Origin of the sequence: Paenibacillus sp. CECT 9249 (assembly GCF_918697855.1) — a bacterium.
Taxonomy (GTDB): Bacteria; Bacillota; Bacilli; order Paenibacillales; family Paenibacillaceae; genus MSJ-34.
The window spans coordinates 1-21,119 of record NZ_CAKKLI010000057.1 but is presented as its reverse complement, the minus strand read 5'-3'; the positions used below and the strand labels follow the sequence as shown (position 1 = coordinate 21,119).

The window sequence follows — 21,119 nt, the reverse complement described above, 5'->3', positions numbered from 1 at the left end:
GCCATCTTCACAACACCCCGCTAAACGATATGAAATCCGTCGACAAGCACGCATCTCCGTTTCCGGGTAAACGTGCGGGCGGATGTCAATCCCTCCCCGGTAGGACCGGCGATCGTCAATGTAGCGAATCCTTCGCCCCCGTAACCCAGGCCGGCATAGGAGGGCCCGTTTTTGACAAAGATGGTGGCCTGCAAGGCTCTGGCCATTTTCGTCAGGTTTCGTATATTTTGCGAATGCATCACCGCCGTGTGCTTATTGCCTTTCTCCGCTTTCACCGCAAGAAGGATAGCCGCCTCTACATTCGGCACGCGGACGATCGGAAGAACGGGCATAAGCATTTCGGTATGGACAAGTGGATGATCTTCCGCTGTTTCTGCTATAATAAGTTTGATATTTTGATTTGTTTTTGCGCCAATTTTCTCCAGCAGAAGGTTGGCGTCTTTTCCCACATATTCCTTATTGGGAATCCATTTCTCTCTATTTTTAATAAAAATCAGATCCAGTAATTTTTCCAACTGCGGCCCGCGCAATTCATAAGCGCCATTTCCGATCATTTCCGCCTTCAGGCTGTCCGTCGCCGATTCGACGACGAAAACTTCTTTTTCCGCCGTGCACAATACATTGTTGTCGAAGCTGGCTCCCAGTACGATATCTCTCCCCGCTTGCGCCAAATCCGCCGTTTCGTCTACAACCACGGGAGGATTGCCAGGCCCCGCCGCAATTACCTTCTTGCCGGAAGCAAGCGCCGCTTGCACGACCCCGCCCCCGCCCGTTACCGCTAACGCATGAATGCGCGGATGCTTCATCACTTCCCCGCTCGTCTCCATTGTCGGTGTTTGCACGCTTGTCAGCATATTTGCGGGACCTCCGGCTTCGACGATCGCCCGGTTCAACAGCTGGATCGCTTCGATGGAAACCCGTTTGGCGTTCGGATGAGGATTGAAAACAACCGCGTTCCCCGCAGCTACCATAGAGATGCTGTTGTTAATAATCGTCGCCGCGGGATTGGTTACCGGCGTGATAGCGCCGATTACCCCGAGAGGAGAATACTCCAGCAGCGTTAACCCGTCGTCCCCCGTATAGGATTCCGAAACCAGATCCTCCAGCCCCGGCGTCTTCTGCGCCGCCAATCGATTCTTGGCGATTTTGTCTTGCACATTGCCGAGTCCCGTCTCCTTGACGGCAAGCTCGGCCAGCCGCTCGGCATGGGACAGACTCGTCTCCCTCATCTTCCAAATGATCGCCTCCCGTTTGGCTAACGTGAATGAGGCAAATTGTTCGTATGCGGCATTGGCGGCTTCGGCGGCTTCGTCCACTGTAGCAAACACGCCGTGGTTCAACGGGGGAAGGAGCGGATCCGTGTCGGCCATCGCCAAGTCTCCTCGCAACTTGCTAACGACTTCGGCTACAATGGATCTTATGCTTTCTTCCGTAATACTCAAGCTTATTCACCTTCTTTCATTTTATCGTACGTCACCTTCCCGTCGATCTCGATGGTGTCGACAATGGCGATAATCGTCGCATCGACCGGCACTCCTTGCGTGGCTTTCGTCTGGCGCGCCGAGCTGCCGCTGACCGTCATGACGATCTCGCCTTTGCCCGCGTGAACCGTATCGATCGCGACCAACGCTTTGCCGTCGGGGGCGCGGGTTATCATATCGACAGGCTGTACGACAAGCAGCTTTTTCCCCGTCAATTTCTCGTCCTTGGTCGTCGAAACAACGGTGCCGATCACCCGGCAAATGTTCATATCACCCCTCCTTCCTCTCGTTCTCTCCATGCTCAAGCCTAAGTCCGAGCATGCCGGCTTCTTCGCGGGCCAGAGAGGTAATCAACGCGCTTGCGGGAAGGGCGATTTGCGACTCGCCTTCCTTCGCCCACTCCCGCACATGTCTGGCGTGCACCAGCGGACGCCGGCCGGCGCGCGGCGCGGCGATCAGCGTCTTGACGAGCCGGTGCAATTGATGCAGGGCTTCCGCGTGAACGCCATACTTCGCGAGCTGTTGCCAATGCGAAGCGACCTTCTCTACGACATGGGGCGGAACCTTTAAGCGATCCGCTCCCGACGGCAAAAGATGCGAGGTGGACAATACCGCGTCTTTCCCGCTCACGATCGCATATACCATCGTGCCGGCAAAAGCGTCGTCGTCGATTAGCTGCGATATTCTCACAAGCGTACCGAGCGTTAGTTGCGGCGCCGCCACGACGGAAGCTTCGTCCGCGGCAGCCTTCCAGCCCGGGCGATCGCCATTCGACAAGCGGATTGTCGCGCAACCGATGTCCCCCGGGAACGGCTGCAGCGGCTGGTCGCCGCAAAGACCGATAACGGGTTCGGAGAAAGCCGCAATATGGCGAATGAACGGTTCAATTCGCGCAGCGTCATAGCCGTCTGCCAATAAGACGAGCACCTTGGCGCGGTCTGTCGGCGCGGGAATCCGCCCCTTGCTTCGCAGCAATTCTTCAACGACTTGGCGGACGATAGTCGAGACCGCTTCCTCCAAGTTCATAGGTCGCCCTCCTTAACCGAGTAATATGCCTTTCCGTCCGGTAGCGATCTGCCCCGCATTCGCCTCGTCGAGATCGATATGCATCTCCAGCCGGTAATTGGCGGAGACGCGTATCAGAACATGATCCAAAATCAGGCCGCGGGGTCCGTCGACGCTCACCTTGACGCGCTGCCCGTTATGAACGCCGAAGGCCGCCGCGTCGGCGGGATGCATATGGATATGCCGCGCGGCGCATATGACTCCCTTGTCTATGCGAAGTCTGCCCCTGGGCCCTTCCATGACGATTCCCGGCGTTCCTTCGATATCCCCCGAATCGCGAACCGGCGGAACCACCCCTAACGTATATCCGTCGTATAATGAAATTTCCACTTGCGTTTCTCCCCTGGCGGGACCCAAGACGCGCACGCGATCGATGCGTCCTTTCGGCCCGATCAAGGAGACGGTTTCACGGCAAGCGAACTGTCCCGGCTGAGACAATTCCCGCAGCGGGGTCAAGGCGTTGCCGGGCCCGAATAACCGCTCAACGGCACTGGGAGATAAATGCACATGCCGGTTGGAAACGCCTATCGGAATTTCTTTGACCGGCATCTCCCCGCGCGAACGCTCGCTTGGGAAATCGCTTTCCAAAGCTTCTTTAACGGCTTCGCTAATGCAGCGAACCAACAGATCTCGATCCATGGCAGCCCTCCGTCTAGGCCTGATAATCCAGCAAAGATGTCGCCGTGAACTGATCGGTAATCAGAACATTCGCGTACTTCCCTTGCAAGGCGCCGAAGATGGCGTCGACTTTCTTCGCCCCGCCGGCTACAAGAATCGACTTTTCCTTGCTCCTCAATTCCGCCAGGTCGATTCCGATCGTGCGCCCATCGAGCTCCTCGTTGCAGATATCGCCTTTGATATCGATAAATCTGGAACAAATATCGCCGACACAACGTTCCTGAATCATTTCAAGTTCCTCTTTCGAAAAATAATTGGTGCGAACGAGAACCGAATCTTCCGTCGGCACCCCAATCGTGAACACGGCGATATTCGCATTCTTCCCCATATCCAGCACTTTGCGGATATGGCGGTCCGCCTCGATCGCCTGCTTGACGACCGTGTGGTCGACGATGGCCGGCAAAGGAAGCAGATGAGGATTCGTATGATACGCTTTGCCGAAGAGGTATACGATTTCCGAGGCGTATGTGTTCGTTTCCGAATAGCTGATGCCGCCGTTCAACTGTACGATGTTGACATCCTTGACATGTTTGTTTTGCAGGCGTTTCGCTATTTCGTACAACGTGGTGCCCCAGGTAACCGCGATCGTATCTCCGTCCTTCACAATTTGGTGCAAATATTCCGCCGCGGCCTCGCCTAAATATTTTTTGGCCACTCGATCTTCATACAGCGGAATCGGAGCGACGACGACCTTCTGCAGCCCGTATTTCTCTTCGAGCTGCTGCGCGATCATGCCGCTGTTTTCGGTAGGGTCCATAATTTTAATCTGAACGATTCCTTCCGTCTTCGCCTGCTGTAGAAAACGCGATACCGTCGGGCGAGATACGCCGAGCTTCCTGGCAATATCTTGTTGGCTGTAATCGAGCTGATAATACATGCGGGCCGCTTCAATGATTTTTTCAAGTTTTTCTCCGCCCATGGCAATCCTGCTTTCTTCAAAAGTTTGAAATAATGTTCATATCAAATTAACATTATTTCAACTTCATTATACGCATCAATTCGAAAAAAAACAATGCATTACCTGTTTCCCTTTTCGTAAGGAATTCCGTTGGCGGCCGGCGCAATAGCTCGTCCGACGAAACCGGCCAAGACGAGAATCGTGATCGCGTACGGGAAAATATAGATGAAATCGACCGGGATGTAGTTCGTAACGCCGTAAATTTGAAACACGGATTTCAAGGCGGAGGCGACTCCGAAGAACAATGCCGCGAACATTCCGGCAACCGGCCTCCACTTGCCGAATATTAACGCGGCCAAAGCGATAAAACCTTGGCCCGATATCGTGTTATGCGAAAAGTTGCTCGTCGTCGTGAGCGCGATCGTCGCTCCGCCCATGGCGGCCAAAGCGCCGCTGAGCATGACGGCGATATATCTCATGCGGAAGACGTTGACCGCGACGGAATCCGCCGCCATCGGATGCTCGCCCACCGCGCGCAAACGCAAACCGAACGGCGTCTTATAAAGAATGAAAGCGGATAAAGCGACCAGAATAAACACGATATAGCTTGTCGGATAACCGCTGAACAGCGCGTTGCCGATGAACGGGATATCGGATAGAAACGGTATATCCCATTTCGCAAACGCATTTTTCAAGGTCGGGGTTTGGGCGGAACCGTTCAGCAAAATTTTGCATAGGTAAAGCGTCAATCCTGTCGCAAGGAAGTTGAGCGCCACGCCGCTGACGACTTGATTGGCCCTGAATGTGATCGAAGCGACGGCATGAGGAATCGCAAACACGAACCCTACGATCATGGCCGACAGAAAGCCGATCCAAGGAGATAACGGCCCGGTTCCCAATTGTGTTTCCGCAAAATACGTTACGATCGCCGCCGTGAACGCGCCCACGGTCATCAGACCTTCCAAGGCGATGTTCACCACGCCGGACCGTTCGGAGAACAAGCCGCCGAGCATAGCGAAAATAAGCGCGGTAGCGAATACGATCGTCGTATTGGTCAAATCGCTTGCCATTTGCAGGAATTGCATATTAAGACGCCTCCTTCTTCCGGTTTGCAAAGAGCTTGAGGAGCCAGTTCACGCTTGCGCTCGCCGCAACGAAGAAAATGATCAAGGCGATAATGATATCGACCAGTTCTTCGGGCACTCCCGCGCCGAACTTGATTCCGGCCGCTCCATAGGTCAGAATGCCGAGCAAGACGGCGCTTAAAATGACGCCAAGCGGCGTGTTTCGACCGATAAGGGCAACCGCGATCCCCATCAAACCGTATCCCGGGAACGCCGAACTGATCGATTGATAATGAAAGACGCCCATCGCTTCGCTGGCGCCGCCGATTCCCGCGAAAATTCCGCTGATCAGCATCGCTTTGACCATGCTGACGTTTACGTTAATCCCCGCATATTCGGCCGCATGCGGATTAAAGCCTACCGCGCGGAGTTCGTATCCCTGCTTCGTTTTCCATAAGATCATGTAAAAAATCAATGCCAACAGCAAAGCGGCGACGATCCCGAAATGAATGCGGGAATTGCCGAACATTTGCGCGAGGCCGGCGTTGTTAAGCCAAGCGCTCTCGTGCATAAATTTGGATCTCATCTGGTTAGGCTCCAATAGATATGCCCTGACGACGTAATTCGCCACATGCAATGCGATCCAATTCAGCATGATGGTCGTAATGACTTCGTGGACGCCGCGCGCCGCTTTTAAATACCCCGCAATCGCCCCCCATAAGCCGCCGACCAGCCCTCCTACGATCATTGCGAACGGGATATGCACATACCACGGCAGTTGAAATTGGATGCCGATAAATGCGGCGGCGAGCGATCCCATAATAAATTGCCCTTCGGCCCCGATATTGAAAAGCCCGGTGCGAAACGCGAAGGCAACCGACAAGCCCGTAAAGATCAGCGGAGTGATCTGGCGAATCGTTTCCCCGAGGCTGTACCAATCGCCGAAAGCTTTATTAAACAAGGAAGTATAGGCCAATATCGGATTATAATTGCCTATTAGCATAATAACAGCCCCAAACGCCAAGCCGATAACAATCGAGACAAGCGAGACGACGGACGATTCTTTAAACAACCACTTTGTCAGTTTGCTCATGCGATTCTCTCTCCCTGCCCTCGTTACTGCCGGACATCATTAAGCCGATTTCTTGCTCGCTGGTCGTCTTCGGATCTACGATTCCGACAATTTTCCCCTCGTACATTACCGCGATCCGATCGGATAAACTCATGATTTCATCGAGCTCTAACGAATATAGTAGAACGGCCTTGCCGTTGTCGCGTTGCTCCACCAATTTTTTATGAATAAATTCGATGGCCCCGACGTCAAGCCCGCGGGTCGGTTGCGTTGCGATAAGAAGATCGGGATCGCTAGCGACTTCCCGGGCAATGATTACCTTTTGCTGATTCCCCCCGGAAAGCGCCCTCGCCTCCGTCGTTTCGTTAGGCGTTCGAACGTCGTATTCCTCAATTAGAGCGATGGAATGCCGGTTTATTTTGTTGTAGTCGAGCAATAAACCGCGATTGAATTGGGGGTAATAGTAGTTTTTAAGCACCATATTTTCGCCAACCGTGAAATCGAGGACCAGTCCCCTTTTTTGGCGGTCCTCGGGGATGTAGCCGATTTTGGCTTCCGATATTTGCCGGGGCCTGGCGTTTTTAATCGATTTGCCGCCGAGCAAAATTTCTCCGGATTTTACTTTCCTTAACCCGGTCAACGCCTCAATCAGTTCTCTTTGTCCGTTTCCTTCGACACCCGCAATGCCCAAAATTTCGCCTTTGCGCAATTCGAACGATAAATCCCGCAAGACGGGAATTCCCCTTTGATCTATTGCGGTAACATTCGAAACGCTCAAAATCGCGTTCTGCGGATTCGCCTCTTCCTTCTCCACTGTAAAATTAACTTGCCGTCCCACCATCTTCGCCGCCAGTTCGTCCACGGTCGTATCTTTGACGGGAATGCTGTCGATTACTTTGCCACGTCTAATGATCGTTACTTGATCGCACACCGCCATAATTTCTTTCAGCTTATGCGTAATGAGAATGATGGTCTTGCCCTCCTCGATGAGACTGCGCATGATGCCCATAAGCTCCTGGATTTCCTGCGGAGTCAGGACGGCCGTAGGTTCGTCGAAAATTAAAATGTCCGCGCCGCGGTATAACGTTTTCAAAATTTCAACCCGCTGCTGCATGCCTACCGATATATTTTTGATCAATTGATTCGGTTCCACTTGCAGGCCGTATTTGGCCGATAGTTCCTTCACTTTCTTGACGGCGTAACTGTAGTGGATCGTAAACCCTTTTCGCGGCTCCGCGCCGAGAATAATGTTTTGCACGACCGTGTAGGGCTCAACCAGCATAAAATGCTGATGGATCATACCAATCCCCAGAGAGATCGCCTTCTTCGGATCGGAGATGTCCGTCTTCTCCCCGCGAATCAAAATTTCGCCCTCATCCGGTTGATATAATCCGAACAGGATGTTCATCAGGGTGGATTTGCCGGCGCCGTTCTCTCCGAGCAAAGCGTGAATCTCCCCTTTCTTCACCTTGAAGCTGATCGAATCGTTCGCAACAATGCCGGGAAACCGTTTCGTAATTCCTCGCATCTCCACAACAGTTTGCTCTTCCTGCATAGAAGCACCACCTACATCGTTTTTATCGTAACAAGGCTAGTTCGTTGTACGACTAGCCTTGTTAATGAATCGCCCGTTATGCCGTAGGAACCTCGATTTCGCCTTTCACGATTTTGTCGGCAAATTCCTTCACTTTTTGCAAAACATCGTCCGGAACGTTCGGATTATTATCCGGCAAGCCCACCGCGTTGTCGCTCAGTCCCAAATTTTGCTTGCCGCTTTTAAAATTGCCGTTCGCCAGATCCGTCGATATTTGAATGACGGCCTTGTCCACTCGTTTCACCATGGAAGTCAATGTGATTTCATGGCCGAACGTCAACGCCTGATCTTTATCGACGCCGATGACCCAAATATCGCTGTTTTTCTTCTTCCGTTCGATTCCTTCGTTAAATACTCCGTCGCCTGTCGAACCGGCCGCGTGGAATATAATATCCGCCCCGTCGTTATAGATCGTGGCCGCTGCCGCCTTGCCCTGGTCCGGAGCGTCGAAAGCGCCCGTGTAGTTGACGATCACTTTCAAGTCCGGATTCGCCGCATTCACCCCCGCGACGAAACCTAACTCGAAACGTTTGATAACCGGAATCTCCGCTCCGCCGACAAAGCCTATTTTATTGGATTTGGTCATCAGCGCCGCAACGACTCCGACGAGAAAAGATCCTTCCTGCTCTTTAAATGTAATCGAGGCTACATTCGGCGCCTCGACTTCCCCGTCGATAATGGCCAGCTTCGAATCCGGATTCTGATCCGCCACTTGCTTGATGGCGTCGGACATCATAAATCCGATTCCCCATGTCAAATCCGTTCCGTTCTTGACGAATTGATTGAGGTTGGGAACATAGTCCGCATCGCCCTGGCTTTGCAAATAGCTCACCTTCGAGCCCGTGGCCGCTTCGAAGGTTTGCAGCCCTTCCCAAGCGCTCTGGTTGAAGGAATTGTCGTTCACCCCTCCGACATCCGTTACCATGCCGACGGTAATCGTTTTCTTCGGTTCTTCGGCCGGCTTTTCCCCGGCGCCGGAGTTATTGTTTTCCGCCGGAGGCTGTTCGGCGGTTGGATTGTTCTTCCCTCCGCAACCGGCCAACGCCAGCGTAAATACCATGACGAATACGAATAATAAAATCCAACTTTTCCTTTGTAAATTCATCTTGCATGAAACCCCCTTAAATGGTTTGATCGTTCACAACATAATATAGAATAGACACCATATAAAACGCTTACAAAATAAATTATGGAATATACCGCCCTCCTGACACCTCCTATCGCAAGCAAGTGCATCTGAAATAATGATCATCTTAGTATGAACATATGTAATATACGCTCATTATATTTGATTTTCCCATAAATGTAAATGATTAATATGCTATTATATGAAATATTTGCAATTTAAAATGGACGCCCTGATGCAAAACAGGGCGTCCTTCCATTAAAATATCAACCGGCGGTCTAAAGATTCAGCAAGCCCGCAACGACTTGGGCCGCTTCCGCTCGGGTCGTCGTCTCGCGCGGGGCGAAGAGATCCGCTCCCCGTCCTTGAATCAACCCTAAACCGTACGCTGTCCGAATGTAGGTTTCGGCCCATGGCGCGGCTTCGGCATTGTCCTTAAACGGAGCGGGAGCTTTCGTCTCCGCTTTCGTTCCCGTCATCGCTTCGTATGCCCGAATGATCATCGCCGCCATCTCTTGCCGCGTGATTGCGTCGTCCGGTGCGAACGTCTTCTCGCTCTTGCCGGAGACGATTCCCGCCTGGACGGCATAAGAGACCGGCTTGGCGTACCATTGATCGGAGCCGACATCGGTAAACAGGACGTCTCCCGGAGTATTAAGATGCAGGGCGCCTGCCAGCAAAGCGGCGAATTCCGCTCGGGTAACGGCCCGATTCGGCTCGAACGCCGTCTCGCTAACGCCTTGAACGATTCGTTTCGCCGCTAGCTGCTGTATCGTTTCCAACGCCCAATGCGAAGGCGGAACGTCGGCGAACGTCTTTTTATATTCCAGTGCTCCGTATTGGCCAAGCCCGGAAATATCCGCCGCGATATAACCGTTCTCGAGTTTGCCGCCGATATAATCCAATCGGCCGCGTTCGTCGGCACGGTATAGACCGACAAGTCTAGGATTCAAGGACCGATCCGCCTTCAAGCCGAGAGTTACAGGCTGATCGAGCCGCGGCAGAGCAACCTTGTCTCCGTTTTTCTTCACAGCGAACAATTGCAAATCGTACATCGAACCGGTTAACGTTACGCCGGTCGGATGCGAATCGAATTTTTTCTTCCAATCTTCAATCGGAGTGACGAAAAGCTTGATGACGACGCCGTCCCTGTCTTCTTCCGCAATGAGTTCCGACAAGGCTTTAAGCGTTCCGGCGGGCAATACGATCGCCCATTTGTTCGAACGGATTGCAAGCGGATGACCCGCCAGCAATTCGGATGTTTCGACGGGCATCGTTATTTCCGTGATCCGATCTTCTACGGAAATCGTCACCTGGCCGCCGTTTGCCCGATTGTTGTTGATGTCGTCTGCGGTAATCGAACGCGACACGTCCCGATTTTGTCCCGGATCCGGTTTCGGCTGCGTTACGTTCCCCTTGCCGCTGTCCCCGACAGGTACGCCCCACACCGGATTTCCGCCGCCCGACGAATCGCCCGGCTTGTTGCCCGGATCTGTCGGGCCAGAATCGGTCTTGATCAATTCTCGCGTATCGCGCACGCGAATCCAGTATCCGCCCTGAAATTTGCCGGCCAGTCCTACGGCTTCAAGCGTATCTCCAACTTGGAGCGCAGGAGGTTCTCCGCTTTGTTCCGCAATATAGCCGTCGATAAAGATAAGCGCTTCGCCGCTGCCGTCGTCGATAATAAACGTGCGGTCCGGAATTCTCTTAATTTCTTTGACGACTCCCTTCAGTTTCACCAGGAGTCCTTGTTTATCTTCGTCCCGAGCTTCGCCGGTTTTGATCGTTCTCGGCTGCAACGGCTCGCCCGGCGTTTTGTTCAGCTTCAGAACGTTGTTCTCGAAATTGTCGAACATAATCTCCAGGTTGTTTTCGAATATTTTCACATGGCCGTAAATTCTGACCGTATCCCCGAGTTGCACCGCGTCTTTGGGAACTTCGTTAAAGGCCATAATGCCGCCTGTGTCGTCCTGGATATAGAAAGCGTCGAAGAAGACACCCGCCGCGCTGGTCGCTTTGCCTTGAACGACGATATCCGTTCCTTCCGGCAATTTGCGCGCTTCGGCGATCGGCAGAACAACCGTGCCGCGCTTCGCCAGCCAATTGAACGCGTTGCGCGTGAAGCGGTCGTTCTGATTCTTATTGCCCACCTGTCTATCATTAAACACGTTCATGCCGGACACCAGCACGCGGCCTTCTCCGATTTGCTGGGAAGCGATCAGCGGGATCACGGCGCCTCCCGCCTCGGAAGACGTATCGTAGGCGATCCCTCCGGATTTAATATTATTCTGGTATGTCGTTGCATTCCCTCTGGCGAGAATGGCAACGGAATCATCCTCCGTGAGCGGTTGCTTGTCGACTTTGATTAAGCTGGCACCGCTGTAATAATCAAGTTCTCGGACGAAGTCCGTGACATAGTGGTCGGCCGGTTCCGGATGAGAGCGCACCGCCCACGGACTGACCGCAGGTTCAAGCCAGAAGTTCCCTTCCGGGCTTTCATCGAACACGCCGTCATGATTGACTCGAATCTCCGATCCTATTTTTTCCAACAATATGTTATTCAATGTCGGATCGCTGCTGTTATTGCTTTTCGCCGTTACCAATAACGACCCTCCGCTCCGCACGAATGCCGCAACAGCCGCGATTTCTTCCTCCGTCAACCGGCTGTTCTGGCTCGGATGGGAAATCATCAACACCCCGACATCGCGCAAGAGCGACTCCGTCAGCGGATTTTTATTTTCGACGACAGTGTATCCCTCGTCGCGCAATATTTTGGTCATGCGTTTCAATTCGTCCTTATATTTGCCGGGGTCGCTCGACGAGTTTTCGTTCCCGTGCGCCGCATCGATCATGACCGTAATGCCGAGCGGTTCCTTGACATGGACGGGAAGTTCGAACAAATTGTTCTCCGCGGCGTTCCCTGTGGGCGGATTGGCAATCACGGCAATTAGCTTCCGGTCGCCTCCCTGCGGGTTATCCCAGGCGATCGTTACATTTGCCACATTTTTGGCCGGTAGCGACTCGATAGAAGCTTCGCCGATCCAATGCGCTTCGTCGACGGCATCGTAGTACATTTTTACAGTCAGGTTCCCTGCATCCCTCTTACCGAGGTTGCTCACAACGGCCTGAAGGTTAACCGGATTTCCGACAATAATGCTGCCGCCGGTTACCTCAATGTTTTGCAGCTTGACGTCAACATCGACTTCCTTGGTCCAAATCGGAGCCGAATACGTGCGACTGCCGTCCATTTGGGTTACTTTCACAAGAAACCACTGTTGTCCCCCATCCGCCTTTACTTCGGGGTTCCACGCAAAGCTCTTGCCGTCTTTTGCAAAGTTCGCGCTGTTCCGTCCCGGAGTAATAGCATCGTATATTTTCCCGCCGTTGGTGATAAGCTCTACCGTTTTAATCCGTTCGTCAGGCTGGAACCCTTCCGGCACATAGGTGTAAGCTTCGCCCGAATCCCCGCCCTTGATGGAGAAATGAAGCTGCCGGCTGTCAACCACCGAGCCCATATAGTAACCGTTGGCTTGCACATCCAATGTAAAATGCGGCGACTCGGACATGTACACCCGCATATTCCGCATCGAGTCCAGCAACGCTTCCCTCGTCAAATCTTCCGCCACGATAATCGTGCGCCGCATCGTCTGGCCCCAAACCGCGTTATGATGATCCTCGCCGAAAGTTGGAGCGACATGCCAACCCTTATCCAAGGTATTAAAGTATAAATCCTCGATATTGGAATACGTGTACTGTCCGGAACCGTTCCCGACCTCAAACATCGTAAATAGTTTGTCAACGTCCGGATCGTACGGAATGAAGCTGTTAAACGGAGGCCCCGATCCGCCCCAGTTCGGATGGTTGAATTGGGCGACCAGATCGTAATCATGCGTTTTCGCCCATTTGTAGAAATTGTTCAAATTTTGATAGATGCCGCCGTCCTGTATACGATCGATGAAATTTTCCGTTCCGAATACATTGGAATGTCCCCAAACTGTCGAAGTCATCTCATAGGAGCGAAACGCAACGAACTCGCCGTCTTTCGTGCTGGCGTCGGCCACTTTCTTCAATCTCTGCCACATCGATGTTTCCGGATTCATATTTCCTGTCCGTTCCGGCATGCCGCGATGATCGACGCTGTCCTGATCGCGGGACGCCGCATCGATGTCATGGGAGTGATCGGTAAAAGCAAACCAGTCATAACGATGATATCGGGCCGCTTCTATCGCCGATTCCAACGACCCGTGCCCGTCATGGGAAATACTCGTATGATTGTGCGTTGAGCCCCGATAATGCTGTCCGCCCGCAAATGTTTTGACGGCTTCAAAGGTCCATGAAAATTTGCCCTCATTCCCCTTCCGGTCTTTGACGCTCATGTCGACACGATATGTACCGACGGTTAAATCCCCCTCCGTCCGGATGTTAATTCGTCCCGTTTCGGGGTCGTAGTCCGCAGACACACGCGCGTCGTTCAGTTTCGCTTCTATCGAAGCATCGTCGATCCCGCTCGGATCGAATACCTTTACCGATATTTCCGGCCGTTTGTTTTCCGTTCGGCTTCCATCTGCCGGCATTTCTTCGGAAAATACCGGACCTTCCCGATCCTCCTCCAATGTCACGCGAATCGGGTCGCTTGCCGTGCCGGCATTGGCGATTTGCGCCCCCGCCGTCGCTTCGATGTAATATTCGAAGACATTGCCGGGAATTTGCGATTTGGGAAGCAGCGCTACGTATTGATCCGTGGCCGAACTTTCCATAGGAATGACACTATAAGAGGACCCGTCGATTCCGCGGTAATAAAACGTCACCGATTCGGCATTGAACGCCTTGGCGGCAAATGCAAGATCCAGGTCCGTATAGCCCCGCTCCACAGGTTCGTGCTGCAATTCGAGATAGCCTACAAGATCCGCCGGGCTCCGCGGATAAATTTCATATCCCGAATCGTAAGGGGCAAACGTTTTATGCTGTCCGACAATTCCTGTGAACAAATACGACTTGTTTATTTTCAACTGCTGAACCGCATCGATATGCGTGCCGCCGAATACTTTGACGACAGCCGATTTCCCGTCTTCGGCGACGATCGTTACGATATGGTTCGCACCCGCTGCCGTCACGCCGGAAACTTTCCCGCGTACGGTGGTCAAGCGGCCTTCAAGCGGCTCCGCCACGGCGTAATCGTTCAGATCGGAAATCGTCGCATGGAACGGAGCGGGCATAGGCTGCTCGCTTTCTTTGGCGATCGTGCGAGGAACCACGAGCGTCATCCCGTCGGCGAATCCGACTTTTCCGGCAATCAGCAATTCGTTGCCTTGCCGTATATATTGGCCGTACACATCGTCCGATACGCCCGCGATCAGAACTCCGCCGGTATCGTCTTGTATGAAGAATCTGTCGTCGCCGAATACATGATTGTCTACCGTAACTACGCCGCGAATCATGACGGCGGCGTCGAGGTTCACGGGGATGCCGTTGCGGTCGTTAACCCGTATTTCCGCAATATCGATCACATCTTCCGAAGGATCGTAGCCTGCGCGGTCGATGCGAACAAATCGGCTTTCCGCGCGATCCGGCACCTTGTAAGTAATATAGACGGTGTTATATATCCCTGATTCAGGCAATTCGATTTGAAAGTGTCCTTCCTCATCCGTTGCCCCCGAAGCGACCTGCCTATATTCGGCGCCGTCCAAAACATAAATGTTCACCTCTGCGTTATACGGCGGCTCCCCATATACGATTCTGGTGACGGTATCCTTGGCGACGGAATCGTCATAGGCAAAGCGAATGCCGCTCGCATCGGGAGCGGGCGAGACCAGAACCGGCTCGGAAGCGCTTTGCGAATTGCGAATTCTGATGTTCTTATCCGGGTCCAGCGGATCGGACGCTATATGTATGACAAAATCGGCCGACGCGTCTCTCGTGAACCAGCCGTTGCCGGCGCCTGTTCCTTTTCTGGGATCGCCGCCGTCGTTCGTTTTGCGGAGCAACGTTCCCTTCTTGAAAGCTTCGACGCCCACGTAGCCGTCGTAATCCGGCGAGGATTCCGGCGCGATGATCGGATTGCTGCCCCAATACTCGTTAGGCATGTTGGAGGAACTGTCCGCCCAGGCCACGAAATCCACGACCGCCGGATCGCCCTTGCCTTCCACCGGCTCCGTCTTTCTGGCAAGCGCCAACTTCCCGTAGTTTTGCGACGGATTGATATTGGAAGCAATATCGGGGGAAATTGGCAACGGTTGCCCTCCCTTATTTCCTTCGGTTCCGGTAATTAAAAAATAACTGCGGGGTTTTATGATTCCCGACAAAGGTTGAAGGTTGTTACCCGTTTTAAAATTCCCGGTTCTGGCGGCATATTGCAGCGACCAACCGGTTAAATCCACATCGTGATCAGTGGGGTTATAAAGCTCGAAAAACTTCGTGTTGTAAATCGCGCCGACGTTTCCCCCGGCATTATAAATTTGGCTGAGCACCACATGGTCCGCCGCCGCAGCTTCGACACGCGGGACCAGCGCTTGCGGAATCGCCGTCGTCACCAACATGATCGCCGCAAGCACGAGGCCAAACCATTTCGTTTTTCCGTATTTGCCCATCAATCGAATCATTCCACGAACCTCCCGTTTTCACGAATTCATTTGCGACAAACAAGAAGTATATGGTAAAATGGGCATGGCCTATTTACTATGAACGCAATTCATAGCAAATCCAAGGTCGTGCGGCTATCTGTCAAATGCGCCCCGTCACAAGCCTTTTGATAGATAGCTTTCATTATTCCTTTAGCGGACTAATCCGTGTACCATGACCCCATATTACCGATTAACCAGCACCGAAAGGCATGTCAAACATCATTTGACAGCGCTTTCTTAATTGGCGTCACCTCCTACTCTTTTTTTGCGCTTTCCCCTCATTTTGCAATTCTGAACATATGTAAAATCGGGTTTTTTACAACTATAGTTCATATTTGATAAATTGTAAAGTATTTCTAAGTTTTTTGTTTCCTTTTACATTAAATTAAGATGGTATCGTGAAATTACGTTTCAACTTCCATTTCCATTTGTTCAACCCACTTTTTTAAGCTTATTTTCCCGAAATGCCCCACAGAGGAGGAGAAGCGACAGACAGTACGAAGAAAAAGGGACATCTACGGCGGCAGTCTAAATCGGCCAACTAACGAACATCCCCTGCAGCTTCGATCGGAAATAGCAAAGCCGGCGAGCCCGTGCTCGCCGGCGTGAAACCAACGGTTTACAGAGTGGCCGCCGTATCCAAAGCCACTTCCATCATCTCGTTGAAAGTCGTTTGCCGCTCTTCCGCCGACGTTTCTTCTCCGGTCAGCAGATGATCGCTTACAGTCAAAATCGTCAGCGCATTCACGCCGTATTTGGCCGCGAGAGTGTATAGCGCGGTTGTTTCCATTTCCACGCCCAGCACGCCGTAATCCATCAGCTTCTGCACAACGGATTTATCGTCGCGGTAGAACATATCCGAGCTGAAAATATTCCCGACATGAAGGTTCAATCCTTTGGCGACGCCCCGTTCGTACGCGGCTTTCAACAACGGGAAGCTGGCGATCGGCGAATAATCGTATCCCCCGAAAACATGGCGGTTCATGCTCGAATCCGTACAGGAAGCCTGAGCCAGAATGACGTCGCGGACGCGCACATGCTGCTGCATGGCGCCGCATGTTCCTACGCGAATCAAGTTTTTCACGCCGTACTCGTTAATGAGTTCATTCGCATAGATGGAGATGGAAGGGATACCCATGCCCGAACCTTGCACGGATACGCGCTTACCCTGATATGTACCCGTATAGCCTAACATACCCCGAACTTCATTGTAGCAGGTCGCGTCCTGTAAATACGTTTCTGCGATATACTTTGCCCTTAACGGATCTCCAGGCAACAGGATTGTTTCTGCGATATCGCCCGGTTTGGCGCCGATATGCGTACTCATCGTAACTTCCTCCGTTTCATGTATTGGTTTTATTTCATTACCTTTAAAATATAGTTTTACAACTCCAAATGCAACCGGCGCGTAAGAAACTTATCAATTCTATTGTGGTCGAAAAAAATCGACCGCGACGACCGGTACTTATCATACATTATTTGAGCAACAGTTCGCTGATCTCTATTAGATTTTCGGCAAACCCGACGAACACCTTGTCGCCAATTACGATCGTCGGAACGATTTGTTTTCCCGTCAAGTTCCGGACTTCTTCGGCATAAGCCGCATCTTCTTCGCAATTAAAATCGGTATACGCAATGTTATGTTCTTGAAAATAACGTTTGGCATGGTTGCAATCGCTGCAGGTCGGGATCGAATATATTGTGACCGGTTCATTCATTGTACGCACACTCCTTTATGCGATAACTCATGTAATCTCCTTCATTTCTGTTTATTATGTAGTTTTTTGCGGTTAAAAATCCGATACCGGCCAAAGCGGCCGGTATCTTTGAGAAAAGTATAATGGCTTTTATACCGCATTATATCCTTTATTGCGGATTACTTCTTTGATGTCGGCGAGCTGCTGCTTCGATTCGTCGTACTTGACGCGTACGGTGCCTTCCGCCATATTCACATGGGCTTCGGCGCCAACCGCTTCAAGCGCGCCTTCAATTTTGCGAATGCAGGAGCTGCACGACATTCCTTCTACTTTCACGGATGTTTCTATCATGCTTCTTCACCCCCTTCCGTCCAGCCGCGTTATCCCGCGATTTGCCGCAACTGCTCAATCGACACCCGATTGACGAATTTGCTGAATTTCTCTTTCCCTTTGGCATTAGCTTTATAGTACTCAATGATTGCCTTGACGGCCGGAACGAGCCGCTCTTCCGTCAATCCGGCCATAAGCAATTGGGCCAATCCGGCCTTAATGCCCTTCGGTTCTCCTCCGACGTAAATGTCGAATGTATCCTTCATTTTGACGATGCCGATATCTTTCAGCAAAGGCTCGCTTGTTCCGAGCGCGCATCCCGCGTAACCGATCTTGAGCGGGGCCGGCGTTTCGATGCCCGCCACAGCTTGGTTTAGCATTCGCGCCGTTTCCAGACCGGCCGCTTCCGCCCCTTTGCAAAAATTGCATGCGATGAGGCTTTTGGTCACGAAACCTGCCGGGTACACCTCGAGACCGAATCGTTCAAGCTCCTCCTTAACGGCATCGCGCCGATCGAGAGGCACTTCGACATAAAGCTGCCGGAACGGCGTCATTTCGATTCTGGCGTCCGGGCCCGCGACAATACCGATCTTGGCGAGCTGTTCCGGTGTAAATAGGCTCCCTCCGACTTGAATCGGAGGGGCTACCGCGATTTTCGTCGTCTCTCCCATGCTCATTCTCCCTTACTTCGGTGTTATTGGCGAATTTTAACCCGTTGCAAACGAAGCGCATTCAGGACAACGGAAACCGAACTTAGCGCCATCGCCGCGCCTGCCACCCACGGTGCCAATAAGCCGATCGCGGCGACCGGAATTCCGAGCGAGTTGTAACCGAGCGCCCAGAACAAGTTCTGCTTAATGTTTCTCATCGTCTTGCGGCTCATAAAGATGGCATCCGGAATGCTCGACAGGTCGCCGCGCATGAGCGTTACATCCGCCGCTTCCATGGCGACGTCCGTGCCGGTGCCGATCGCCATCCCGATATCCGCCGTCGCGAGAGCCGGCGCATCGTTAATGCCGTCCCCGACCATGGCGACTTTCTTGCCTTGGGATTGCAGCTTCTTCACTTCTTCCGCTTTTCCTTCCGGAAGCACTTCGGCGTGCACATGATCGATGCCGACCTGCGCGGCGATCGCCTTCGCCGTCCGTTCGTTGTCGCCCGTAATCATGATGACTTCGATGCCCATTTCTTTCAAGCGGCCGACCGCGGCTTTCGACGTTTCTTTAATCGTATCCGCTACCGCCACAATACCGGCATACCGATTATCGATGGCGACCAGCATGGCTGTTTTCCCCGCTTCCTCCAGGCGGGCCATCGTTTCATAGGCATGGCTCGCATTGACTTCATATTTTTCCATCAATCGGCGGGTACCGACCAGCAATTCCTTTCCTGCTGCGACAGCTCGAATGCCATAGCCGGGGATCGCTTCGAACGATTCCGTTCCCGGCAGCGCGATATTCCGTTCTAGTATGCCCGCTACGATCGCTTCTGCGAGAGGATGCTCCGAATTTTTCTCCGCCGCGCCGACCAGCGTGAGAAACTCTGTCTCGTCGCCTTCCGCCATAATGTCCGTCAGTTCCGGCTTCCCTTTCGTTACTGTGCCTGTTTTGTCCAGAATGATCGTATCGATTTTATGGGTTTGCTCCAAATGCTCTCCGCCTTTGAACAAAATGCCCAGTTCGGCCGCGCGTCCCGATCCGGCCATAATCGAAGTCGGCGTTGCCAGACCGAGTGCGCAAGGGCACGCAATGACGAGGATCGCAATCGCTTTTTCCAACGCCCCGGCAAAATCGCTCGGCGTTACGAAGAAATACCAAACCAGGAAAGCGACAATCGCGATACCGACGACAATCGGGACAAAAATGCCGGAGATGACGTCCGCCACCCGTTGAATCGGCGCCTTGGAGCCTTGCGCTTCTTCCACGACTTTAATAATTTGCGCCAACGCCGTATCTTTGCCGACTTTCGTCGCGCGAATGCGGAGCATGCCGTTTTTGTTCATCGTTGCGCCGATTACCGTATCGCCGGCTTTCTTCTCTACAGGGAGACTCTCGCCGGTCAGCATCGATTCGTCCACCGACGAAACGCCTTCCAGCACTTCCCCATCCACCGGCACTTTATCGCCCGGGCGGATAAGAACGATATCTCCCACGATCACTTCTTCCACCGGAACCGTTAATTCTTGACCGTCGCGAATCACTAGAGCGTTCTTCGCTTGCAGTCCCATCAACGATTTGATCGCTTCCGACGTCCGGCCTTTCGCCAGCGCCTCGAACATTTTTCCCAGAATGACTAATGTAATAAGCACTGCGCTTGTCTCGTAATACAAAGCCGGTGCATGATGCACACCGTCACCGGCAAGGAACCAGTCGATCGTTAAATACAAGCTGTAGAAATACGCCGCCGATGTTCCGAGCGAGACCAGTACGTCCATATTGGCGCTGCCGTTGCGCAATGCTTTAAACGCGCCCACGTAAAACGGCTTGCCGATATAAAATTGTACCGGGGTTGCCAGAATCAGTTGAAACCACGGGTTCATAAAAAGTTCCGGCGTGTAAATCCATGAAGTAAACGAAAAATGTCCGACCATCGTCCATAAAAGAGGGAACGAAAGGATGGCCGAAATGATCAATTTCTGTTTTTGGCGACGCACTTCGCGTTCCTTGTGGTCGCTCGCGTTCGCATCCTCCTGCTTCGTTACCGCTTTATAACCGAGCTGTTTTACCTTGTTCTGCATATCGGATATCGAGATATCGCCGGGCGTATACTCGACCCGCGCCGTTTCCATCGCAAAGTTTACGGAAGCATTCGTGACCCCGGGCAGTTTCGCCAGCCCTTTCTCGATTCGGTTCGCGCATGCGGCGCAAGTCATTCCTTCCAATTGGAAATCGACGACTTCCTTGGCCGTATCGTAGCCCATTTTTTTGATCGTTTCTTCCAGCCGCCCGACGTTCACTTTTTCGGGATCGAATGTGACGCTTGCTTTTTCCAAAGCGAAGTTGACATTGGCGGAAGAAACGCCTTCCAGCTTATTTAATCCTTTCTCAATCCGGTTCGCGCATGCCGCACATGTCATGCCGGTAATTTGCAAAGTCGTCTGGCTGTCTCCCTTCATTGCTGTCGATGCCACGATGTCCACTCCTTCCGCGTTCGTCTATATTACAAAACATCGTATCCTTGCTCTTCAATCGCTTCCTTAATACGTTCCAATGTAATCCGGCTTTCGTCATACGTTACGTCCACCGTGTTGTTTTCCAAATGAACTTTTCCGGCCGCTCCGATTTCCGCAAGCGCTCCTTCGATCGAATTGACGCAATGCTGGCAGCTCATGCCTTCCACTTGCAATGTCATGTTTTTCATTACAATCATCTCCTCGTATAGTATCTTTTGAAAGCTCTTATAGGTTAGTTTCCATCCCCTGAGGGGGATGGAAAACGGCCTCGAAATTTCCAGGCTCGTTCTTTGAAAATTTCATCTGGGACTGGACTTTCCGG

Annotated in this window: 16 protein-coding genes; all 16 read right to left on the bottom strand. The window is 52.4% G+C overall.

The genetic code is table 11. The features are described from left to right. Positions 1 to 20: 20 nt before the first annotated feature. Positions 21 to 1,442: an aldehyde dehydrogenase family protein gene (locus LQ229_RS24050; RefSeq protein ID WP_230193117.1), complete on the bottom strand. Its 1,422-nt coding sequence runs from the start codon at positions 1,440 to 1,442 to the stop codon at positions 21 to 23. A 2-nt stretch (positions 1,443 to 1,444) separates the two neighbouring features. Continuing rightward, a complete protein-coding gene (locus LQ229_RS24045; RefSeq protein WP_216536996.1) occupies positions 1,445 to 1,750 on the bottom strand; it encodes a EutN/CcmL family microcompartment protein in 306 nt (101 codons plus the stop codon). Between the two features lies 1 nt (position 1,751). After that, entirely contained in the window at positions 1,752 to 2,507 is a 756-nt protein-coding gene (locus LQ229_RS24040) for a hypothetical protein (RefSeq protein WP_230193116.1), read from the bottom strand. A gap of 12 nt (positions 2,508 to 2,519) precedes the next feature. Next, positions 2,520 to 3,095, bottom strand: a complete 576-nt coding sequence (locus LQ229_RS24035) for a phosphate propanoyltransferase (RefSeq protein WP_230193125.1) — start codon at positions 3,093 to 3,095, stop codon at positions 2,520 to 2,522. A gap of 103 nt (positions 3,096 to 3,198) precedes the next feature. Beyond that, positions 3,199 to 4,143 (bottom strand): sugar-binding transcriptional regulator, encoded by a 945-nt coding sequence (locus LQ229_RS24030; RefSeq protein WP_230193115.1) that lies wholly within the window; start codon positions 4,141 to 4,143, stop codon positions 3,199 to 3,201. A gap of 98 nt (positions 4,144 to 4,241) precedes the next feature. Beyond that, positions 4,242 to 5,207 carry an ABC transporter permease gene (locus tag LQ229_RS24025; protein ID WP_230193114.1) on the bottom strand — a complete coding sequence of 322 codons (966 nt, stop codon included), beginning with the start codon at positions 5,205 to 5,207 and terminating at the stop codon, positions 4,242 to 4,244. A 1-nt stretch (position 5,208) separates the two neighbouring features. Then, positions 5,209 to 6,279, bottom strand: a complete 1,071-nt coding sequence (locus LQ229_RS24020) for an ABC transporter permease (protein WP_230193113.1) — start codon at positions 6,277 to 6,279, stop codon at positions 5,209 to 5,211. After that, a complete protein-coding gene (locus LQ229_RS24015; protein WP_230193112.1) occupies positions 6,251 to 7,813 on the bottom strand; it encodes an ABC transporter ATP-binding protein in 1,563 nt (520 codons plus the stop codon). The genes LQ229_RS24020 and LQ229_RS24015 overlap by 29 nt, the downstream gene beginning before the upstream one ends. Positions 7,814 to 7,889: 76 nt before the next feature. Then, positions 7,890 to 8,957, bottom strand: coding sequence for a BMP family ABC transporter substrate-binding protein (locus tag LQ229_RS24010; protein ID WP_230193111.1), 1,068 nt, complete (start codon positions 8,955 to 8,957; stop codon positions 7,890 to 7,892). A gap of 299 nt (positions 8,958 to 9,256) precedes the next feature. Then, a complete protein-coding gene (locus LQ229_RS24005) occupies positions 9,257 to 15,577 on the bottom strand; it encodes a DUF4350 domain-containing protein (RefSeq protein WP_230193110.1) in 6,321 nt (2,106 codons plus the stop codon). Between the two features lie 640 nt (positions 15,578 to 16,217). After that, on the bottom strand, positions 16,218 to 16,925 hold the full coding sequence (deoD, locus tag LQ229_RS24000; RefSeq protein WP_230193109.1) for a purine-nucleoside phosphorylase: 708 nt from the start codon (positions 16,923 to 16,925) through the stop codon (positions 16,218 to 16,220). Between the two features lie 148 nt (positions 16,926 to 17,073). Continuing rightward, complete coding sequence (locus tag LQ229_RS23995; protein WP_230193108.1) at positions 17,074 to 17,316, bottom strand: glutaredoxin family protein; 243 nt, start codon at positions 17,314 to 17,316, stop codon at positions 17,074 to 17,076. A 129-nt stretch (positions 17,317 to 17,445) separates the two neighbouring features. Then, the gene (locus tag LQ229_RS23990) at positions 17,446 to 17,646 is read right to left on the bottom strand and encodes a cation transporter (protein ID WP_230193107.1); all 201 of its coding nucleotides are present in this window, start codon (positions 17,644 to 17,646) and stop codon (positions 17,446 to 17,448) included. Between the two features lie 29 nt (positions 17,647 to 17,675). After that, a complete protein-coding gene (locus tag LQ229_RS23985) occupies positions 17,676 to 18,296 on the bottom strand; it encodes a nitrite reductase (RefSeq protein WP_216536986.1) in 621 nt (206 codons plus the stop codon). 23 nt (positions 18,297 to 18,319) lie between these two features. After that, positions 18,320 to 20,740, bottom strand: a complete 2,421-nt coding sequence (locus tag LQ229_RS23980) for a heavy metal translocating P-type ATPase (protein WP_230193124.1) — start codon at positions 20,738 to 20,740, stop codon at positions 18,320 to 18,322. Between the two features lie 44 nt (positions 20,741 to 20,784). Then, positions 20,785 to 20,985, bottom strand: a complete 201-nt coding sequence (copZ, locus tag LQ229_RS23975; RefSeq protein WP_230193106.1) for a copper chaperone CopZ — start codon at positions 20,983 to 20,985, stop codon at positions 20,785 to 20,787. Between the last annotated feature and the right edge of the window lie 134 nt (positions 20,986 to 21,119).